The sequence below is a fragment of the Gammaproteobacteria bacterium genome, assembly GCA_029880545.1.
Lineage (GTDB): Bacteria > Pseudomonadota > Gammaproteobacteria > Acidiferrobacterales > SZUA-150 > JAOUOD01.
In genome coordinates, this window is sequence record JAOUOD010000008.1 from 25,817 (window position 1) to 44,698 (window position 18,882).

Consider the following 18,882-nt stretch of genomic DNA (forward strand, 5'->3'; position numbering starts at 1 on the left):
TCCCGGTTCGGTTGATCCGCCTGGCGCTGATCCGCCGAAGGTGGAAGTGGATTTTGGCTCATGTGTTTTGCATGGGCCTGATGTGTTTAGAGATTAACGAAAAAGCTCATAAGAGGATTTGATTATGACTACCATAAAACAAACCATGCTGATAAGGCTGGCCTTGGTGGCAACTCTGTTTGCCACGTCATGGACAGCCCATGCTGCTGGTACGGCGTCGAATACGACCATCAGCAACTCAGCTACGGTGACTTACAGTGTCGGCGGCGTAGCCCAGGCCGGCATTGACAGTTCACCAACCGGAAACTCGATCCCTGGCGCCGGTGTGCCAACCACGTTTGTCGTTGACAACAAGGTTGACCTGACTGTCGCGCGGGTAGGTGTGGCAGCCGTGTCGGTAGTGCCTGGCCAGGCCAGCGTAGCGACCGAGTTCACCGTGACCAATACCGGCAATACCACCCAGGACTTCGGTCTCGCAGGAGCGAATATTGCTTCGGGCCAGGCCTTGTTCGCGGGTACGGATAATGTCGATGTAACCATTGTCGGTGCGTTTGCGGAAAGCGGCGCCACGCCTGGTTACCAGGTCACGGAAGATACTGCAGTGTACGTGGATGAACTGGCAGCCGATACATCGGCCACGGTTTATGTTGTTGCCAGTATTCCCGCCACGTTGGTAAATAATGACTTCGGCATTGTCAGCCTGGTTGCAACAGCGCAGTCGGGCGGCGCGGTCGGCGTGCAGGGTATCAACATGGCCGAAACCGTCGGCGCTGATGATCCGGCTGTTGTGGATGTTGTCTTTGCTGATGGTGCGGGTACAGATGACGCGGCCCGTGATGGCGCGTTCTCCGATCGCCATGCCTACGTGGTAGCGAGTGCCGTGCTGACCGTGACCAAGACTTCGGCGGTCGTCAGTGATCCGTTCAACGGGAATACCAATCCGAAAGCCATACCCGGTGCGGTGGTGCGCTACACCATAATTGTTGCCAATGCCGGACCGGCTGATGCAGCAGGTGTGACCATCGTCGATGCGATTCCGGTAAATACCACGTACGTGCCGGGAAGCATAAACTTTGGTGGAGTGCAAACCGATGCCGGTGGCGATGACGCATCAGATTTCAATGTCACTAACGCCGGCGCGGTAACCGTGGTGGTAGGTGCCCTGGCAGCCGGCAACTCTGCGACCATCACCTTTGATGTGACCATTAACTAGGCGAACGGAAGCGCTGACGTGGTCACGGGGGTGAACAGAATTTTACAGCGTATGCGCTACCAGGCCGCAGCAATGCGGCTCGTGGTTGCGCGTGCCTGTGATTCTGCCCGTGATCGCATTTTCAGTAATAAACTGATTTGTCGTTACTGGCCGGAAGCAACCCGGCCAGTACGTCTTTTTGTGGATTCTGTCGCACGCATGCGCAGAGTCTACAAACAGGCGGTGCTGATTATGTTGTTGTTGCCCGGCGCAGTCGCCCACGCGGTGGCTCCCGGTACGTCCATTAACAATACCGCCAGCGCCTCGTACAGTGTCGGCGGCGTGCCCGGGTTCACCGGCAGCTCCAATACTGACAGCATTACCACCACCATTGCGCTGACGCCGGCGACGATTGAGTTTTATCAATACAATACCGCTGCGCCGACACTGACGACGACGCAGGCCATTACCAGCAGCTATGCAGACGGCTCGGCAGCCGGTGCCATGGTGGTTATGGCAAATCCGGACTATTCCATCCCCGGGGCCGGGCCGACGCCGCTTGACGTTGCCAATCCGGTACCTTTATCGCTGGCGGTTACCTACCACACGGGTGAGCCGGTATTTGTCATGCTGACCGACAGCAACCGCAACATAGACAGAGCGTCGCGGGATATTGTACGGGTAAGCCTGAGTGTCAGCGCTACCGGTGACGCCGAGCTGATTGAGTTCAACGAAACCGGGCTGGATACCGGTGTATTTGTCGGCTACATCCAGTCGACATCCGTAGCCGCTACAGTTTATGACGGCCAGTTAACCGTTGCTGAAAACCAGAACATCGACGCGGCCTATACCGATATATATGATACGACCGACAATGCTGCGGCCCAGGTGCTGGTGGACCCGTTTGGCATTGTGTTTGATTCCACAACCGGTACACCGGTAAATGGCGCGATAGTACGAATTGTCGATGCGGCCACCGGTCTCGATGCCGTTGTTTATGGCGACGACGGTATAAGCATTTATCCGTCAACGGTCACTACCGGCAGTACGGCAGCCGACAGTAGCGGAACCTTGTATACCTTCCCGCCGGGTGGCTACCGGTTCCCGTTGATGGCGCCGGGCACGTATCGTTTTGAAGTAACGCCGCCAACTGGCTATAGCGTTCCGTCCACGGTGCCCGAAGCGGTGTTGCAAGCCTTGCCGGGTGCGCCGTTTGCCATAGATGCCAATGCGTCTTACCTGAACAATTTTGTTTTGAATGCCGGGCCGGCGCTGAACGTGGATATCCCGGCAGACCCGAGCGGGAACGGGTTGTTCCTGACCATGACGGTATCAAAACAAAAGGTCAGTATCGGTGAGTTTGTCCGCTACACGCTGGTATTGACCAATAACAGCACAACAACGGTATCCGCGGCAACGGTCATCGATAACTATCTGCCCAGGGGTTTGCGCTATCACGGTAACTCGGCCCGGCTGAATAATATCGCTGTGCCGGACCCGGTGATTACCGGCGATGGTCGCAACCTGTTATTTACCATCGGCGACATGGCGCCGCTGGAATCCGTGACCCTGAATTTTGTTGCCGCTGTTGACGCTGAGGCTGATGGTAAACGCCTGGACAACTCTGCCCGGGCAAGCAACGTCGCGGCGCAACAGTCCAACCTGGCCAGTGTGCCCGTTACCGTGGTGCAGGAACTGTTGAACACGCGCAGCCATGTTCTGGGTCGTGTCATGAGTGGAAACTGTGCAGCCGAGCCGGTGCGTCATGGCAGCGTGGATATGCGTCTGCAAAGTGAAGTCTATGGCGACGTAATCGACTATGTTGTTACGCTTTCCGGCAATACCGTGCCGATCACAGGTGCAAGCCTCGTGTTGAAGCCGGCACAACCACTGGCCGTGTTGCCAGGCAGTATCAGCATGGAAGGCAGTGATACATTGCAGGTGGAAAACATTGCCGATGGTGTGCGCATCATTCTTGGTGATCCGGGGCAGCAATGGAATCGCGTGGTGCGGCTGCGCGCCCGGCTTGACGATGCCGAACCCGGTACCTACAGCCTGGATGCGAAATTGCAGTTCAATACAGCCGCTGCGCAAAATGTGACCGTGACCGCGGTGAATACCGTGTTGCGGGAAAAATCCACCGGTGAACGCAAGTCACTGGTGACCTTGTCCGAGTACGAAAAGATCCGTATCGAGCCGAGCCTCGCCGGCCAGATTGAGCTCAACACGCTGATCAAGGAGATCAAGGGTCGCACCGTTAAACGGGTGCGGATCATGGGCCATACCGACAATGTTTCGTCGGGTATGGAAGCCGCAACCGGGCTTGATGACAACTACGAGTTATCGCTGGAACGGGCCAAGGCCGCTGCCAGGCATCTTCGCAAGTACCTTGAGTTTGATGTCAGTCGTCTTCAGGTACAGGGTTTTGGTCCGGATATGCCAGTCGCTGATAACGCCACCGCTGCGGGTCGTCGCAGTAATCGCCGTGTCGAAGTGGAAATCATTACCACGCACAACAAAACCGAGTATCAAAATACCGCCCTGCGCGGCGACTCGGGCTTGCGCCGCGCCGCTACCGAAACCCTGCCGCCGGAAAAAACCGATGCCGTGCTGGGTGGTGAACTGAAAGGTGTTGCCGGAGTGCGTATTGTTACCGAGCAGGGCATCTATGCGGTGACCGATCGCGACGGCTTGTACCATATCGAAGGACTGCGCCCGGGCACCCATGTGCTGCAGGTGGATGAAGCCAGCCTGCCCGATGACCTGGAAGTAATGCTGTGCGAGGAAAATACCCGCTTTGCCGGTAGCGGCAATTCCCGTTTTGTTGACCTGCAGGGCGGCAGCCTGTGGCGATCTGACTTTTACCTGAAGAAAAAAGATCCGTTGAAGGCGAAACTTGATGTACAGATGCGCAGCGAACTGGATGATGCGCTTGCGCACTTTACGGTGGATGTCAGCGGCCTGCCATTTGACTATCGCAACGCATCAGTGATGCTGGTGGTGCCGGATGAGCTCAAGTACGTGGACGGTTCATTGTTTGTTGATAACAAGCTCCAGCCGGATCCGAAGATTGAAAATGGTGTATTCAGTGTCTGGCTCGGCAATCATGTCCAGGAGGCCTGGGCGCACCAGGTTCGTTTCAGTACCCGCGCGGCCGGAACCCGCGAGAACTCGGAAATCGTGACGCGTGCCGTTGCCATGTTCCAGGATGCCGGTGGCTCGCGTTTCCGTACACCTTATGCCGAAAACTCGCTGTTGCACACGCCCGGTGAGGCAACCCAGCAGCAATTTATTTTCAGGCCGCGCTTCAGTTCTGCGCGCGCCGAGCTGAAACAAACCGATCGCATCCGCCTCGATCGAATTATCGGCCAGTTCAAGGCGGCAGATGTAGTCCACATTCGTGTTGTTGGTCATGCTGACAATATTCCACTGAAGGGCAAGGCGCTTGATCAATGGGGGGACAACACTGCGTTGTCGCGAGCGCGCGCAGCGGCGGTAGCTGATTACATCAAGCAACAACTGAAACTGGTTGATGGACAGATGAGTGTCGACGCCCTGGGCGACAGCCAGCCTATAGCCGATAACGATACGCAGGAAGGCCGCGCCATTAATCGCCGTGTTGAACTGTTTGTGCGTACGCGCCAGGAAAATGAGGCTGGAATCTGGAAGCAGGTAACCAAGGACAACTGCCCGGTCTATATTACTGCGCAGTATGAACTGGATGAGGACAACCTCGGCAAGGTCGATGATCTGGCAAAGACCATGTCCGGTCAGCGCATTCGCCGCATTCGGGTTGTGGGTCATACGGATACCCGGCAGATGACCAAGGTCGGCCGCCAGGCATTGAAGGATAATTACGAGTTGTCGCGTCTTCGCGCTGAAGGCGTTGCCGTGCGGTTGCGCGATCGCCTGGGGCTTGATCCAAACCAGGTTCTGATTGAAGTGCTGGGCCCGGCGCAACCGCTTGCCGACAACTCCAGCCAGACAGGGCGCGCACAAAACCGGCGCGTAGAAGTGTTTGTCGAGCATGTGGATATGAAAGACATGGCTCAGCAAAAACCGGACTGGAAACTGGTGCGCGCTGACAGTGGTGTGCAGTCGGTCAAGCTTGAGCGCGACGTCAGCGTCAGTGTGACCGGGATTCCGGAAGCGCCAGGGGTTGTGGCCAATGTTTACGGTGATATTGACGAAGCCTGGCTGCAGAAAGCCGTGCCCGGTATCGATTGGCTGGCGCCACAACCGGGATTCATGCCGGCCATCCCTTCCGTGCGCGTTGCCATCAAGCACGCAAACGGACAGGCAGTTGAGCTGAGTCTCAATGGCAAACCGGTATCGGCACTGAATCGTGACACCGGTATCAAGGACGTTAGTCGCGGAATCGAAATCAGCCGTTGGCGGGGCGTGGACTTGCAGCGCGGCGACAACCGTATGACTGCCATAGTCCGTGATGCCGCCGGTAACATTATTTCCACCCTTGAGCGCACGTTGAAATACGTTGATGAAGTGGCGCGCGCAATTTATGTACAGGACTACAGTCGCACAGTTGCAAATGGCCGGGATGACATCATTGTTGCACTGAGGCTTCTGGATCACTCCGGTCAGCCGGTCCGACCGGGCGTTACCGGCCGCTTTACAGTCAGCGAACCGTTTGTTGCCCGGTCCCTGGCCGATGAACTGAAACATAACCCGGTCACACTGACTTCAGATACGGCGCCTGCCTATGTTGTTGCCGGGGACGGTATTGCCATGATTCGAATCAAGCCGACCACGCAGAGCGGCAAGCTCAGCGTCCGCCTGAACCTGGGCAATGACAGGCAGCAGGACGTTGATGTATGGGTGGCGCCGGCGCAACGTGACTGGGTGCTGGTTGGCCTGGCCGAAGGCACGGCAGGCTATCGCACGCTCGAAGGCAATATGACTGCGCTCGAGGAAATACAGGCTGAAGAAGGTTATTACGATGACGGTCGCCTGGCATTTTATGCCAAGGGATCAATCAAGGGAGAATGGCTGTTAACTGCGGCCTATGATTCTGCAAAACAGAAAGATACGCCGGACGCGGTACTGCACGGTCTGGTAGAGCCGGATCAGTATTACACGTTGTATGGTGATGGTGCCGAGCGTCGGCATGATGCCGCCAGTACCAGCAAGCTGTACGTGAAACTTGAGCGTCGACAGTTTTATGCGCTGTTCGGTGATTACACCACCGGCATGACAGTTACCGAACTGTCGCGTTACAGCCGCAGCATGACCGGCCTTAAGTCTGAATATAATGGCGAGAAGTTCAGTTACAATGTGTTTGTCAGCGAAACCGAAACCGGTTTCGTCAAGGATGAAATTCGTGGCGATGGTACCTCCGGGCTGTATCGCCTGTCGCGACAGAACATCGTTGCCAACAGCGACAAGGTCGTAATTGAAACCCGCGATCGTTTTAACAGCCACGTGGTACTGAACCGCCAGAACATGGCGCGTTTCCTTGATTACAATATCGATCCGGTAGCCGGTACCCTGTATTTCAGGCAGCCCGTGTTTACACAGGATTCGGCATTCAACCCGGTCTATATCGTAATTGATTATGAAGTGGAAACCGGTGGGGATTCCTCGGTTGTTGCCGGTGGTCGCGCAGCCGTGAAGATGCTGGAAGGCGGGATTGAGATTGGTGCCAGTGCCGTGCACGAGGGAATCGAAGGCGCCGAGGCCAATCTGTCCGGTATTGATGCAACGATTCAGCTTGGTGAACACAGCCGTCTTCGTGCCGAGGCGGCGACTACCGATCAGCAACAGCCGGCCGGCAAGCGCGAAGGTGATGCCTGGATGGCGGAATATGAATACGCTGATGAGAAGTTGAATGCCCGCCTGTATATGCGTGAACAGGATGAGGGTTTTGGCCTGGGCCAGCAGCCGGGAACCGAGACCGGTACGCGCAAGCTGGGTGCGGCGGGCCGGTATGCGCTGGATGACGCCATCAGCATCCAGGCTGAACTGCGTCATGAAGATGTACTCGGTACTGATGCGCAACGCGACATGGCCCAGGCGAGTATTCATTACAGCCAGGATAGCTACACCGTCAACGGCGGTTTACGCCGGGCAGCGGATGAAGATGGTTCCGGTGTCGAGCGGGAATCAGAACAGCTAACCCTGGGAGGCGCCTACTTTTTCCTGAACAAGCGTGCCAGTGTCCGCGCCAATGCTGAAGTCGGCCTGGGTGATAATGCCGAGGCCAATCCGGATTATCCAAGTCGCTATGTACTGGGTGGTGATTATCGAATTACCCAGGCAACCCGCTTGTTCCTTGAGCAGGAGTGGACACGAGGCTTGCAGCAGGATACCGAGGCCACGCGGGCCGGGTTCGAAACCAGCCCGTGGCAGGGAGCCGCAGTCCGCAGCGATGTTGGCAACCGGTACAGTGAATCGGGTGCACGTACCTACAGCAGCCTTGGTCTGAAGCAGGCGTTCAGGTTAAGCGACCACATCAGTCTCGACCTGGGCTATGACCGGCGCAAGACCTTGCGTGAACCGGGTGATACTCCATTCAATGTTAACGTGCCACCGGCCAATGGTACGCTGGATAACGATTACAGTGCCGTGTCGGCGGGTATGACCTACAAGGCCGAGCTCTGGTCTGCCACCGCGCGTGCCGAGGGTCGTGCATCCGACAAGGAAGACAAGAACACGGTGTTGTTTGGTTTTTACCGGGAGAATCGTCAGGGCGTTGGTTTTGCTGCCCGTTACAACTGGTTTGCCCGCGAAGAAGCCAGTGGCGTTGAGGAATCCCGGATGACAGCCGAGTTGTCGCTGGCCTGGCGCCCCGCGGACAGCTACTGGAACGTACTGGACAAGCTCAAGGCAGTTGATAATGACCGGGTTGATGACGGCGCTGAAACGTTGGGCCGCAAGTATGTGAATAACCTTAACCTCAATTACCTTGTCGGTCGTCGTGGACAGCTTGCGCTGCACTGGGGCTACAAGCAGGTTGTCGATAGTTTTGATAATGATGAATATGAGGGCGTTACCCAGGCGGGTGGTCTTGAGTATCGTCATGACCTGAACAGCTGGTGGGATATTGGTGTCCAGGGTGCGATGACGGAAGTCGCCGCGGCAAACAACCAGCGGTATTCATACGGTATCTCCACCGGCTTCAATGTCATGCGCGGCGTCTGGCTGAGCCTGGGCTACAACAAGGAAGGATTTGAGGATCGCGACTTCAGCACCGCCGGGTATGCGGTTGCCGGTCCCTACCTCAAGTTCCGTATGAGTTTTGATCATTACTCCAGTCGCCGGGTCATGGCCTGGTGGGAGAAAGATGAGCGGGTCCATCCCGGAAACGCGGGGCCGGTGATTCAGCCCTGATCCGAAGGTTCAGTCGTCAGCACACTTGCTGTATGTGCCGTTGTCAAAGCGGCTGCGGAAGCTGCCCCCTGAATGTTGCTTGAACCTCAGGGCGCCATCGTTCAGACCGGCCTTGTACGTCAAATTGTCCAGGTAAATCGTATCGCAATCGTTTTTGCCACGCTCCAGTGTCGCCTGGAGCATGACGTATTCCGCATCGTTACTGTTGCCGGAGAGACTGGTTGAAATGATTGCATGCCCATAGTTGTTGTAGACACTGAACAGCCACAGGTATTGCGCCAGGAACTCGAGCCTGCCAGGCTGTACCGGTAAGGTGCCGAGGTTGCCGGCATCACCGGCGGCAGTGTCAAGCGTAGCGCGATTGACAAAACTGCATTTGAATACCCGGGCATGCTCAATGACATTGCTGTCATTGTCATTGACCCGGATGACTTCGTAATATTCTTCTGTTTCGTTCACGGCCTGGAATGCCCGGTAAACGGCGCGGTACGCTGCTGCTGTTTCGGACCAGCCGGTGACAACATCCGTGCTGTTGCTGCAAAGCTCATAACCCCGGGATGTTGTTCTCAGCGATGGCGCTACAATATCCTGGCTGCTGATGTGATAGATGACATGGTAGTTCTCGTCGTCGAATGATTCCTGGTGAAATCCTTCCGGTGTACGTTGATCAAAATAGACAGCTCTCATAATGGCATCATGGTCAACGCTGTCTTCTGCAACCGGGTTGGTGCTGCCACTGCAGGACATTCCCAGGGTGGCGCAGGCAACGGCAGTCCACAGCAGGCGTCGACCTGCATTCGGGCTTGTGGCGGAAGTTTCAGCTGTCGCTTTCATCGTCAACCATATCGGCTGACGTATCCGGATACTTGAAGCCGGAAAGATGGATCAGGATGTCAAAAATATGACGGTTTAACGTGTGAGAGTGTCAATTGCACCGGCAAATTGTTGTTGTCGCCATGCTTCGTACACCACTACGGCGACGGTGTTTGACAGGTTCAGGCTGCGACTGCCGGGCAGCATGGGCAGCCGTGCCAGTTGTCCAGGTGACAATGTGGCCAGCAGCGTGTCGGGTAGTCCGCGGGTTTCCGGGCCAAACAAAAGGAAATCGTCGGGCAGGTAGGACTTGCTGCTGTAGGCTTCCGTTGCCTTGGTGCTGAAGGCGATCAGTCGTGCTGACGGGTTGTCGGCAAGACACTGATCAACAAAACCTTTGTAGTCAGGATAACGCAGAACATCCGCGTATTCGTGGTAATCCAGCCCCGCCCTTCGCAAGGCTTTTTCTTCCAGGCTGAAACCCAGTGGTTCAACCAGGTGCAGCCGGCATCCGGTATTGGCGCAGAGTCGGATGATGTTCCCGGTATTGGGCGGAATCTCGGGTTCATACAGGACAATGTTAAACATTGATTCTACACACCTTTGCTGGCCTGTTCCTTGCAAATTCAGAACGGTGATGCGTGCAAGACGAATAAAGAAATTACATTGAATCGCCGATATTAATACAGATATCCGCTGGAGATAAAGCAGGGAACAAAATCATGGAATTGGCAGCCGCGCAGCGGCCAAAGAAGATTCGAATTGGTGACATGTTGATATCGGAAGGCGTAATCACTTCCGAGCAGCTCGACATGGCGTTGTCGGATCAGAAGAGGACCGGCAAAAAGCTGGGTGCTGTGCTTGTTGAAAATGGATACGTGGATGAATCGCGCCTGCTTAACCTGTTGGCACAACAGCTAAACATCCCCTTCGTCGACCTGAAGCGGTTTCCCTATAAGCCTGAAACCATAAAGATCCTCCCCGAAACCCATGCTCGCCGGTTCCGTGCTATTGCACTTGAAGACCGGGGCCAGTCATTGTTGATTGGCATGGCTGATCCGACAAACCTGTTCTCCTACGATGAGCTGTCCCGGGTTCTGCGAAAACCGATAGAGCTGGCCGTGGTCCGGGAAGCTGATCTTCTGGACATAATCGATCAGATGTATCGCCGTACAGATGAAATTAGCGGCATTGCGGCTGAAATGGAACAGGCGCTGGCGACAACGGAAGACATTGCGCTCGACCAGCTCGAAACCACAGGAAATGCTGCTGACGCGCCCGTGGTGCGTTTGCTGAAGTCCGTACTGGAAGATGCGGTCCAGGTTAATGCATCGGATATTCATATTGAACCGGGTGAGCGCGATTTGCGAATTCGCTTTCGCCAGGATGGCGTGTTGCGCGTACAAACATCCGCGGATCGCCGCATAGCCAGCGCCCTGGTGTCGCGCGTCAAGCTGATGGCCGGAATGGACATTTCTGAAAAGCGGTTACCGCAGGATGGCCGGTTCCAGATGCGAGTGCGGGAAAAGACCATTGATATACGACTATCAACAGTACCGACGCAGAATGGCGAATCGGTCGTCATGCGGCTGTTGAACCAGTCCAGCGGCATGCTCAGCCTGAGTCACCTGGGTTTGCCGGACGGGTCACTGAAACGATTCAAGCGTTTGATCAGTGCGCCCTACGGTATGGTGTTGGTCACCGGCCCGACCGGTAGTGGCAAGACAACCAGTCTTTACGCGGCTTTGCAGGAACTGAATCGTACCGAGGCAAAGATTATTACCGTTGAGGATCCTGTTGAATACAGGTTACCCGGGATCACCCAGGTCCAGGTTAACAGCAAGATTGATCTTACCTTTACACGGATACTGAGAACCCTGTTGAGACAGGATCCGGACATCGTGCTGATCGGGGAAATGCGTGATGATGAAACCGTGGAAATCGGTTTGCGCGCAGCAATGACCGGCCACCTGGTATTGTCGACACTGCATACCAATGACGCGATATCCACACCGTTGCGACTCGCGGACATGGGCGCGGAACCTTTCCTGATTGCATCCTCGCTGCGCGGTGTCGTCGCGCAACGACTGGTTCGAAAAGTGTGCGGAAGTTGCGCCGTGCCGTTCGAACCAACAGAAGCCGACAGGCAATTAATTGAATCCAGCCTGGGCAAGATGCCCGGGAACGCCAGTTTCGTCCGTGGTCGAGGTTGTACCCATTGCAACAGTACAGGCTATCACGGGCGTACACCTGTATTTGAAATACTGGAAATGAATGATGAGCTTGCCAGGGTTATGCAGAAGGGTGACCCCGTTGCTTTTTCGGAAGCCGCTCATAAGCAGTCCGGTTACCAGAGTCTCAGGGTAGCCGCACTGGAATTGGCTGCGGCCGGGATGACGACACTCGATCAGGTGCGACGAGCCACCTTCGGCGTAGAGGCGGACTAGAATGGCGCAATTTGCCTATACCGGCCGAAATGTTGACGGCCAACCGGTAAGTGGTCAGACCGAAAGCACGTCTGCCTCGATCCTGGCGCGGCAATTGATGAGCCAGGGAATTACGCCGGTAAGGATCAGGGAAGCCGGAATGCACATGGACGTTTCTTCGGAAGCACTGCAAAGGATGTTGCGCCCAAGGGTGCAGATATCCGACCTGATATTCTTTTCGCGCCAGATGTATACCCTGCAAAGATCGGGAGTTCCTATACTCCATGCGTTGGCAGGGCTGCGTGACTCGACCAGGAATGAACGCCTGTCCGAGATTATAGGAAAAATATGCGAGTCGCTGGATTCCGGTATGGAATTGTCTGCCGCTATGCGGCAACACAAGGAAGTATTTTCGCCGCTGTATATCAATCTTATCCAGGTTGGTGAAACCACTGGCAGCCTGGATACTGTATTTCAGCAGCTGGCCCGATACCTTGAAAAGGAAAAGGAAACGCGCCAACGGATAAAATCAGCGATGCGTTACCCGGTTTTTGTAATCGCCACAATCACTGTCGCAATCGCCATTATAAACCTGTTTGTTATCCCGGCATTTGCCAAGGTGTACTCCGGATTCAATGCCGAGTTGCCAATGCCAACCAGGATTATTATTGCCACTTCCAATTTTACCGTGACGTACTGGCCGGTCGTGCTCCTTGTTATCGGCGGACTGGTGACGGCGTGGTTGTGGTTTATCCGCCAGGACTACGGACGTATGTGGTGGGATGAAAGAAAGCTGCACATTCCGGTTACCGGTCTCATATTGTATGGCGCTGCACTGAGCCGATTTGCAACAAGCATGTCGATGATTATGCGGGCCGGGGTGCCTGTCGTACAGGGTATGGCTGTAGTCGCCCAGGCCCTCGGCAACAAGTTTATGGAAAGCAAGGTGACATCGATGCGTGCCGGTCTTGAGCGGGGCGAGTCTATTACCCATACGGCAAAACAGAGCGAAGTCTTTTCGCCTGTTTCCCTGCAAATGTTGCAGGTTGGTGAAGATACCGGGTCGCTGGACGAGCTTATGTCAGATGTTGCCCAGTATTACGATGATGAGGTGGACTACGCGCTCAAGAATCTGAGTACCGCGATTGAGCCAATACTGTTATTTGCGGTTGGCGGCCTGGTACTGATGCTGGCACTGGGCGTGTTCATGCCGATGTGGAATCTGTCCAAGGTAATGGGAGTCGGCTAGTGACCCGGAACCTGTACCAACGAGGATTTTCACTGCTGGAACTGGTCGTGGTGATCACCGTGGTTGCCGTACTCGCAGGAGTTTTCTTGCGCACTGTTCCCGCATGGCAGGCTCGTGCCGAGGAGGCAGCCATGGAAACCGTGCTGGGTAATCTCAGAAGCGCACTGAACATAAATGTCGCCGCCCATATCGCGAAGAACGAGACTGGAAAAATAGCACATTTAATTCGTGTTAATCCCATGACCAATCTTGCCGATAAACCGGAGAACTATGTAGGAATTGTTACAGACAGCAGCAATGTCGATTCCCGGGTCTGGTATTACGACAATCAATCGAAGGAGCTGGTGTATGTAGTAGCCAACCATGAAGGATTTGTCGGCGGTGAAGGAAATCCACCGCGAGTCAAATTTGTTATCAAACCGGTCTACGTGGCCTCTTCCCGAAGAGGTCAACTGGCAGGTTTGAAACTTGTTTCAACCCGGCCATATGGCTGGAATTTTAATTAGCTAAGACAGGAGTAAACACATGAAGGGTACACAACAGGGCTTTACCTTGATTGAGCTGGTAATCGTTATAGTCATACTGGGAATACTGGCAGCGACCGCGGCACCGAGTTTTGTTGATATCGCACCGGAAGCACAACAGGCAGCCACCGATGGTATTGCGGGCGCGCTTAATTCGGCTGCTACTGTAAATTATGGTGTCAGAAAGGCCAATCCTGCCAAGGGCGTCGCTATTGCCAACTGCACTGACGTGGCCAACGCCATCCAGGGCGGCATGCCGGCCGGCTATACGATTACCGCGGCGGCGATTGCGGCAGATGCCTCGGTCGTGTGTACGGTAACCCGTACAGCCACTGGTGAGACCGCAAGCTTTACGGGTCTCGGCGTCAGCTGACAGGTTGACAGTGCAACAGGGATAAGGTTGTGCTCAACTCATGTGACAAAAACATTACTGGATCTCCGGCATGTTATGGCCGGGGATTCAGTATTGTTGAACTGGTACTTGTCATAGTCATTGTCAGCATTCTGGCAGCCGGTGCCGGATTGTTATGGCCTGGTTCAACCATGAACCTCGATGCGCAGGCACGCCAGCTGGTGTCAGATATTCGCTATACGCAACTCCTGGCCATGATGCGTGGCGAGCGTTTTCGGGTCGAGTTTAGCCTGAACAGTTACCGGATTACTGACCGCACAGGCGCGACAGTGGTTGCCAACCCCAAGACCGGTGTTGCGCCGGTACCTTTGCCCCCGGGAATGACGCTGGCCCCTGATAACCCTTTTATAGTTTACGGGGGAAAAGGTGAGCCTTACGTTGACAGCAATGTTCCAGGAACACCGTTGGCAGTTGTATCTGTGCTGACGCTGACCCATGGCAGCGAGAGCAGGCAGGTCGCGATCGCACCGGAAACGGGAAGGGTATGGGTGCAATGATGCCTTCACCAGGATCGCGCGGCCTGCGCCGATGTCCAGGAGTGTCGCTGGTTGAGTTGATCGTATTTATTGTCGTTGTTGCCATTATGGCGACCGCATTGTTTTCCGTATTTGCAGGGGCAGTATCCGGAGTAACCCGGCTGGGAGAAGCAGGGCGTGCAAATTTGATTGCCCAGCAACGTCTTGAGCTCGTCCTGTTACGCAAGCGTCAGTCAGCCAGTTTTGCCGACTTTCTCCTGGCCCCCGATCCATGTTTTGGTGGAACGCCGCCAGCTGTTTGTGCCGTACCACCTGGTTATACAGTTGTTCCTGCCCAGGTACAGGCATCCGCTTTCGGGGCGGACTTCAGGGAAATCATAGTTCAGGTACAGGGAGAATCGGATGCAACCTTGCGTACCGTTGTCGCCTCGTTTTAAAAAAGGGCTGCAGCGACAATTCGGGTTCAGCCTGATGGAGATGGTAATTGTCATTACCATTATGGGCGTTATATCCGCCCTGGTTGGAAGTTTTCTGTCAGCAGGATTCAGTTCATATGTTGCCGGCAGCCGGGCTAATGAACTGGTTGGCAGCACAGCGCCGGTCGTGGAGCGCCTGAAGCGCGAGATGAGGGAAATCAGGTCTTCGTCGGATATTGCTTCGTGGACCGGAACGCAACTGAACTTCATTGATGTCAATGGAAATACGATTAGCTGGCAAATCGCGGGTAACCAGTTGCTCAGAAACACCCAGGTTATGCTGAGTGGGGTCAATGTTGCGGCATTTACCTATCTACAGGCTGACGGCCAGTCGTTGCCGGCAGCAAATACGGATATACGGCTTATATCATTTACGGTAACGGTTTCGTCCGGAGACTATATCCAGAACTCGCAGGCGAGTGTGCGAATAAGGAGCATGCTGTGAACCCCGGCGCCAAAGGACAGGAAGGTTTTCTGGTTATAGCTGCCGCGATACTGATTACGGTACTGGGCTTTATCGCCGTAGCCCTGACTACAATGACAGCCGGGAGTGCACGCGGTGTAACAGAATACGCCAGCGGTACAAAGGCATTTTATATTGCCGAAGCGGGAATTGAGAAAGGCATCTATCAGTGGCTCGCAGACCCGGCTTACGCGGGAGAGGGTCCGGTTTTGTTTGGTGGTGGTGAGTTTGCAATAGTAGTTAACTCGGATGGCAGCAGTTTCGCGTCCCTGGGTTACCCGACACCATTGCCTTCTGGCCAGGCACACCTTATGAGCATTGGTCGTCACGGGAACTCGGTGCGAACTGTTCACGCGATTGTTGAGGGCGGCGGGTCACCGATTGTATTGAATGGTGATTTCAACAGTCCTGGCAGCTGTCCCCCGCTGCCCGATAGCTGGACAAACTTCAAGCAGAGCTGGAGCAAGGGCAACGACTGCGCGGCATTGCCAAACGCGGGGCCTGACGGGTCGACCGCCATTTATGCCAGAAGTGCGAAGAAGGACGAACGTGTTGATATGAAGCAGGATCTCCCGGTTGTCTGCCCGGGACCGGCAACAGTCACGGTAACATTCGCGTACAGACACACCGGCCAACCGGGATCTTCAGGTGAGGTAGAGGTGTTGATGAAAGGAAAAGGTGTGGCCAACATTTACAACTTTTCTTTTTCCAACACCGGTGGATGGCAGACCCATTCCTACCAGTTCAATATTGGTGCGAATAGTAATATTGGCCGCGTAGACAGGTTGCAGGTTACAGCAAAAAAACCATCGAGCGCGGCGACACCAAGTGAAGCCTGGATAGATGACTTCAATGTTGAAATCGATGGATGCGGTGGCGCGGGCCCGACCCGGGTGATTGCGTGGCGAGAACAGGTGAGTTAAATGCAAACGATTGACTTGAACAGGATTTTCGGCAGGAAGAATGACCGGGCGATTACCGGTATTGCGATGATGGATGATTCTATCGGCCTGGTAAAGGCCGAATGGAAAAATGGCACGCGCGTGGTGACCGCTTGTGATGTGATCAGCGTCCATGAGGATGGAGACAGCCTGATCAATATGGTTAATCGATACGGACTCGACAAGTCTCGCGGCAGCCTGCTGTTGTCCGGAAAGGATTACAGTCTGTTCGTAATTGAAGCACCGAATGTGCCCGACTCTGAAATGGTGGACGCCGTTCGTTGGCGAATCCGTGACCTGGTTGATATTCCCGAAGACGATGCTGTGATTGACGTATTTGATATGCCGTACGCCGGTGTTGGCACCCGGTCGATTTATGTCGTGGTGGCACGAAAATCATTGATCCAGGGCAAGATCACCATGCTTGAAGATAACAGGCTCAGCGCGGAAATTGTTGATATACCGGAGCTCGCCATACGAAACCTTGTAGGAGCAATGTCGGATAATCCGGACGCAACGGTCGTGCTGTTTCTTTCGGAAAAAACCGGCCTGCTTTCCATAATAAAAGGAGAGCATGTATATATCAGCCGCACTCTGGATATCGGCTACCGGTCCCTTAGAGGGGATGATAGCGTGCAATTCGGCCTGGACCAGATCGTCCTGGAGATACAGAGATCGATGGATTACTACGAGAGCCATTTCCGCCTGGGGTCGGTGAGGAAGGCGCTTGTATGTGGCATGGAAGATGCGGATGTAACCCTTGTCCCCTATATCCAGTCCAACCTTGGGCTCGATGTTTCGGAAGTTGATGCAAATGAGTTTATAGCCAGTGATGCTGGAGTAGACCTCGCGCTGACTCGCAAACATGCGGTTTGCGCACTGGCCCTTGGCGCCGCGCTGCGAAGAAAGGAGGCAATACCATCATGAAGCTGGACATAAATCTCGCCGTTAAACAGAAAGCGAAGCGTGCTGACCTGTTGGGCGCCAGGTCTATTGCCAGGACCGTGGCAGTTGTCCTGTTCCTGGTTTCGATTACTTACGGTTTCAGTGCATGGAGTGTGCGCAACCTGGAACTGGAAATAGGCAGGCTCGACCGGGAATACGCATCGCTGACTGAAAAATTTGTGAATATAAATGATGTCATCGCGAAGCGGCCTAAAAATACGGATCTGGAACTCCGGGTCCGGCAGGCCGAGCATCTCGTCAAGGCCAGGCATCGAGTCCAGCAACTGATTCAAACCGGCGGTTTTGGAAACTCTGTGGGCTTCTCGGCGTACTTTATCGAGATTGCCAGAAAGATCATTCCTGGCATGTGGATAACAGGAGTGTTTATTGACGCGGCAGGCAACCAGGTAACCATGAATGGCAGCACGATCCATGCAGACCTGGTTCCTCGCTATATTGGAAGCCTCGGTGATTCGGCTGCCCTTACCGGAACGAATTTCAGTCTGCTGAAAATGGCGAGAGCCAGCAGTCAGCCCGGCACCAGGGAAGTGGATTTTTCACTGACTACGGCAGACCCGGATCAGAAAGGAATGGCTACCGCATCTGTTAATTGATGTGACACCAGGGTGAAGAAAGAATGAAACATAAAATCGACCAGTTCCTGAACACAATTGAAGCGTTGTCTGTCAGGGAGCGCAGCTTGCTGCTCGTGGCGCTGACAACGACTATTGTTTTTGTGTTTTCCAATCTTCTTATTGGGCCAACCATGAAACAGGTGCGCAAGCTCAGGGTCGAGGCATCGGGCAAACAGTCGCAGGTAGATTTCTTTTCGGCCGAGGTAAACAGGCTTGTTGTTGCTGCCAGGGGTCATCCTGATGATGAAAACCAGAAACGGCTGCAGGAGCTGGAAAACACCCTGAGAACTGTAGACACAAACCTGGCCCAGTTTACGCACGGCATGGTTTCTCCCCGCGAAATGCCAAAACTGATAGAGGATGTGCTTTCAAGAGATCGCAGGCTGTCCCTGTTAAGAATGGAAAACCTGCCGGTAGAACCGCTCGGTCTTGACAGTAACAGCAAAGATCCGGGCAAGGACGCGGTTCTGTATCGTCACGGATTGCGGGTCATCATGGAGGGTCGGTATACGGATCTGGTGGAATACATGGTTGCGCTGGAATCGCTGCGCTGGAGTGTGTTCTGGGGCAGTGCGAGATTGCAGGTTAATGACAAGTCCATGTCAGAGCTGGAAATCATTCTTTATACGATCAGTATGGACCAGGCATGGGTGGGAGTATGAGAACACTGTTAGTCAAGGCGTTGCTGTCAGGTATCTGCGTATTTGGTTCCTTGCCGGCATTGGCGCTTGATATACCGGATCCAACGGTGCGTACGCTAACCGGGCAGCAGGATTATGAGTCATGGCTGGTCGAGTCCGTGGTTATAAGAAATGACAGTCGTTTTGCCATGATTAATGGCCGCATTGTCAGGGAAGGGGATCGTATAGGGTCAGCCACGGTGGATGAAATTCGGCATGGCTACGTAATCCTGAAAAAAAGTGGTCGCCAGATCAAGGCCGGAATCCGCGATATTAAATCAGGTCAATGAACAGAATAGTGGG

The 18,882-nt window shown here is 54.6% G+C and carries 16 protein-coding genes; 14 read left to right on the plus strand and 2 right to left on the minus strand.

Features of this window, described 5'->3' with window-relative positions:
* The first annotated feature begins 124 nt into the window (after positions 1-124).
* Both OEZ10_10355 and OEZ10_10360 read left to right on the plus strand, forming a co-directional pair.
* Complete coding sequence (locus OEZ10_10355; GenBank protein ID MDH5633378.1) at positions 125-1,213, plus strand: DUF11 domain-containing protein; 1,089 nt, start codon at positions 125-127, stop codon at positions 1,211-1,213.
* Positions 1,214-1,243: 30 nt separating this feature from the next.
* Positions 1,244-8,539 (plus strand): OmpA family protein, encoded by a 7,296-nt coding sequence (locus OEZ10_10360; GenBank protein ID MDH5633379.1) that lies wholly within the window; start codon positions 1,244-1,246, stop codon positions 8,537-8,539.
* A gap of 9 nt (positions 8,540-8,548) precedes the next feature.
* Here OEZ10_10360 and OEZ10_10365 read toward each other — a convergent pair whose 3' ends face one another.
* Both OEZ10_10365 and OEZ10_10370 read right to left on the minus strand, forming a co-directional pair.
* Entirely contained in the window at positions 8,549-9,373 is an 825-nt protein-coding gene (locus tag OEZ10_10365; GenBank protein MDH5633380.1) for a hypothetical protein, read from the minus strand.
* Positions 9,374-9,448: 75 nt separating this feature from the next.
* A complete protein-coding gene (locus tag OEZ10_10370; GenBank protein ID MDH5633381.1) occupies positions 9,449-9,940 on the minus strand; it encodes a tRNA (cytidine(34)-2'-O)-methyltransferase in 492 nt (163 codons plus the stop codon).
* Between the two features lie 134 nt (positions 9,941-10,074).
* Here OEZ10_10370 and OEZ10_10375 point away from each other — a divergent pair, with 134 nt between their 5' ends.
* The 12 genes from OEZ10_10375 to OEZ10_10430 are packed head-to-tail and all read left to right on the plus strand — an operon-like array spanning position 10,075 to position 18,869.
* Positions 10,075-11,799 (plus strand): GspE/PulE family protein, encoded by a 1,725-nt coding sequence (locus tag OEZ10_10375; GenBank protein ID MDH5633382.1) that lies wholly within the window; start codon positions 10,075-10,077, stop codon positions 11,797-11,799.
* A gap of 1 nt (position 11,800) precedes the next feature.
* A complete protein-coding gene (locus tag OEZ10_10380) occupies positions 11,801-13,027 on the plus strand; it encodes a type II secretion system F family protein (GenBank protein MDH5633383.1) in 1,227 nt (408 codons plus the stop codon).
* Positions 13,027-13,533 carry a prepilin-type N-terminal cleavage/methylation domain-containing protein gene (locus OEZ10_10385; protein ID MDH5633384.1) on the plus strand — a complete coding sequence of 169 codons (507 nt, stop codon included), beginning with the start codon at positions 13,027-13,029 and terminating at the stop codon, positions 13,531-13,533. The genes OEZ10_10380 and OEZ10_10385 overlap by 1 nt, the downstream gene beginning before the upstream one ends.
* A gap of 19 nt (positions 13,534-13,552) precedes the next feature.
* Positions 13,553-13,924, plus strand: coding sequence for a prepilin-type N-terminal cleavage/methylation domain-containing protein (locus OEZ10_10390; protein MDH5633385.1), 372 nt, complete (start codon positions 13,553-13,555; stop codon positions 13,922-13,924).
* A gap of 29 nt (positions 13,925-13,953) precedes the next feature.
* On the plus strand, positions 13,954-14,460 hold the full coding sequence (locus tag OEZ10_10395; protein MDH5633386.1) for a prepilin-type N-terminal cleavage/methylation domain-containing protein: 507 nt from the start codon (positions 13,954-13,956) through the stop codon (positions 14,458-14,460).
* Complete coding sequence (locus OEZ10_10400) at positions 14,457-14,876, plus strand: type II secretion system GspH family protein (GenBank protein MDH5633387.1); 420 nt, start codon at positions 14,457-14,459, stop codon at positions 14,874-14,876. The genes OEZ10_10395 and OEZ10_10400 overlap by 4 nt, the downstream gene beginning before the upstream one ends.
* Positions 14,842-15,360 carry a prepilin-type N-terminal cleavage/methylation domain-containing protein gene (locus OEZ10_10405; GenBank protein MDH5633388.1) on the plus strand — a complete coding sequence of 173 codons (519 nt, stop codon included), beginning with the start codon at positions 14,842-14,844 and terminating at the stop codon, positions 15,358-15,360. The genes OEZ10_10400 and OEZ10_10405 overlap by 35 nt, the downstream gene beginning before the upstream one ends.
* Positions 15,357-16,301 (plus strand): hypothetical protein, encoded by a 945-nt coding sequence (locus tag OEZ10_10410; GenBank protein MDH5633389.1) that lies wholly within the window; start codon positions 15,357-15,359, stop codon positions 16,299-16,301. Before OEZ10_10405 ends, OEZ10_10410 begins: the two co-directional genes overlap by 4 nt.
* Positions 16,302-17,246 carry a hypothetical protein gene (locus OEZ10_10415; protein ID MDH5633390.1) on the plus strand — a complete coding sequence of 315 codons (945 nt, stop codon included), beginning with the start codon at positions 16,302-16,304 and terminating at the stop codon, positions 17,244-17,246.
* On the plus strand, positions 17,243-17,878 hold the full coding sequence (locus tag OEZ10_10420; GenBank protein MDH5633391.1) for a PilN domain-containing protein: 636 nt from the start codon (positions 17,243-17,245) through the stop codon (positions 17,876-17,878). The genes OEZ10_10415 and OEZ10_10420 overlap by 4 nt, the downstream gene beginning before the upstream one ends.
* A 23-nt stretch (positions 17,879-17,901) precedes the next feature.
* Positions 17,902-18,561, plus strand: coding sequence for a hypothetical protein (locus tag OEZ10_10425; protein MDH5633392.1), 660 nt, complete (start codon positions 17,902-17,904; stop codon positions 18,559-18,561).
* A complete protein-coding gene (locus OEZ10_10430) occupies positions 18,558-18,869 on the plus strand; it encodes a general secretion pathway protein GspB (protein ID MDH5633393.1) in 312 nt (103 codons plus the stop codon). Before OEZ10_10425 ends, OEZ10_10430 begins: the two co-directional genes overlap by 4 nt.
* Positions 18,870-18,882: the final 13 nt, after the last annotated feature.

Bases quoted from the DNA above. Each gene is read 5' to 3' on its own strand.
- OEZ10_10370 (MDH5633381.1), bottom strand. From the start codon at position 9,940: ATGTTTAACATTGTCCTGTATGAACCCGAGATTCCGCCCAATACCGGG.
- OEZ10_10365 (MDH5633380.1), bottom strand. From the start codon at position 9,373: ATGAAAGCGACAGCTGAAACTTCCGCCACAAGCCCGAATGCAGGTCGA.
- OEZ10_10400 (MDH5633387.1), top strand. From the start codon at position 14,457: ATGATGCCTTCACCAGGATCGCGCGGCCTGCGCCGATGTCCAGGAGTG.
- OEZ10_10375 (MDH5633382.1), top strand. From the start codon at position 10,075: ATGGAATTGGCAGCCGCGCAGCGGCCAAAGAAGATTCGAATTGGTGAC.
- OEZ10_10355 (MDH5633378.1), top strand. From the start codon at position 125: ATGACTACCATAAAACAAACCATGCTGATAAGGCTGGCCTTGGTGGCA.
- OEZ10_10420 (MDH5633391.1), top strand. From the start codon at position 17,243: ATGAAGCTGGACATAAATCTCGCCGTTAAACAGAAAGCGAAGCGTGCT.
- OEZ10_10405 (MDH5633388.1), top strand. From the start codon at position 14,842: ATGCAACCTTGCGTACCGTTGTCGCCTCGTTTTAAAAAAGGGCTGCAG.
- OEZ10_10425 (MDH5633392.1), top strand. From the start codon at position 17,902: ATGAAACATAAAATCGACCAGTTCCTGAACACAATTGAAGCGTTGTCT.
- OEZ10_10380 (MDH5633383.1), top strand. From the start codon at position 11,801: ATGGCGCAATTTGCCTATACCGGCCGAAATGTTGACGGCCAACCGGTA.
- OEZ10_10430 (MDH5633393.1), top strand. From the start codon at position 18,558: ATGAGAACACTGTTAGTCAAGGCGTTGCTGTCAGGTATCTGCGTATTT.
- OEZ10_10390 (MDH5633385.1), top strand. From the start codon at position 13,553: ATGAAGGGTACACAACAGGGCTTTACCTTGATTGAGCTGGTAATCGTT.
- OEZ10_10415 (MDH5633390.1), top strand. From the start codon at position 16,302: ATGCAAACGATTGACTTGAACAGGATTTTCGGCAGGAAGAATGACCGG.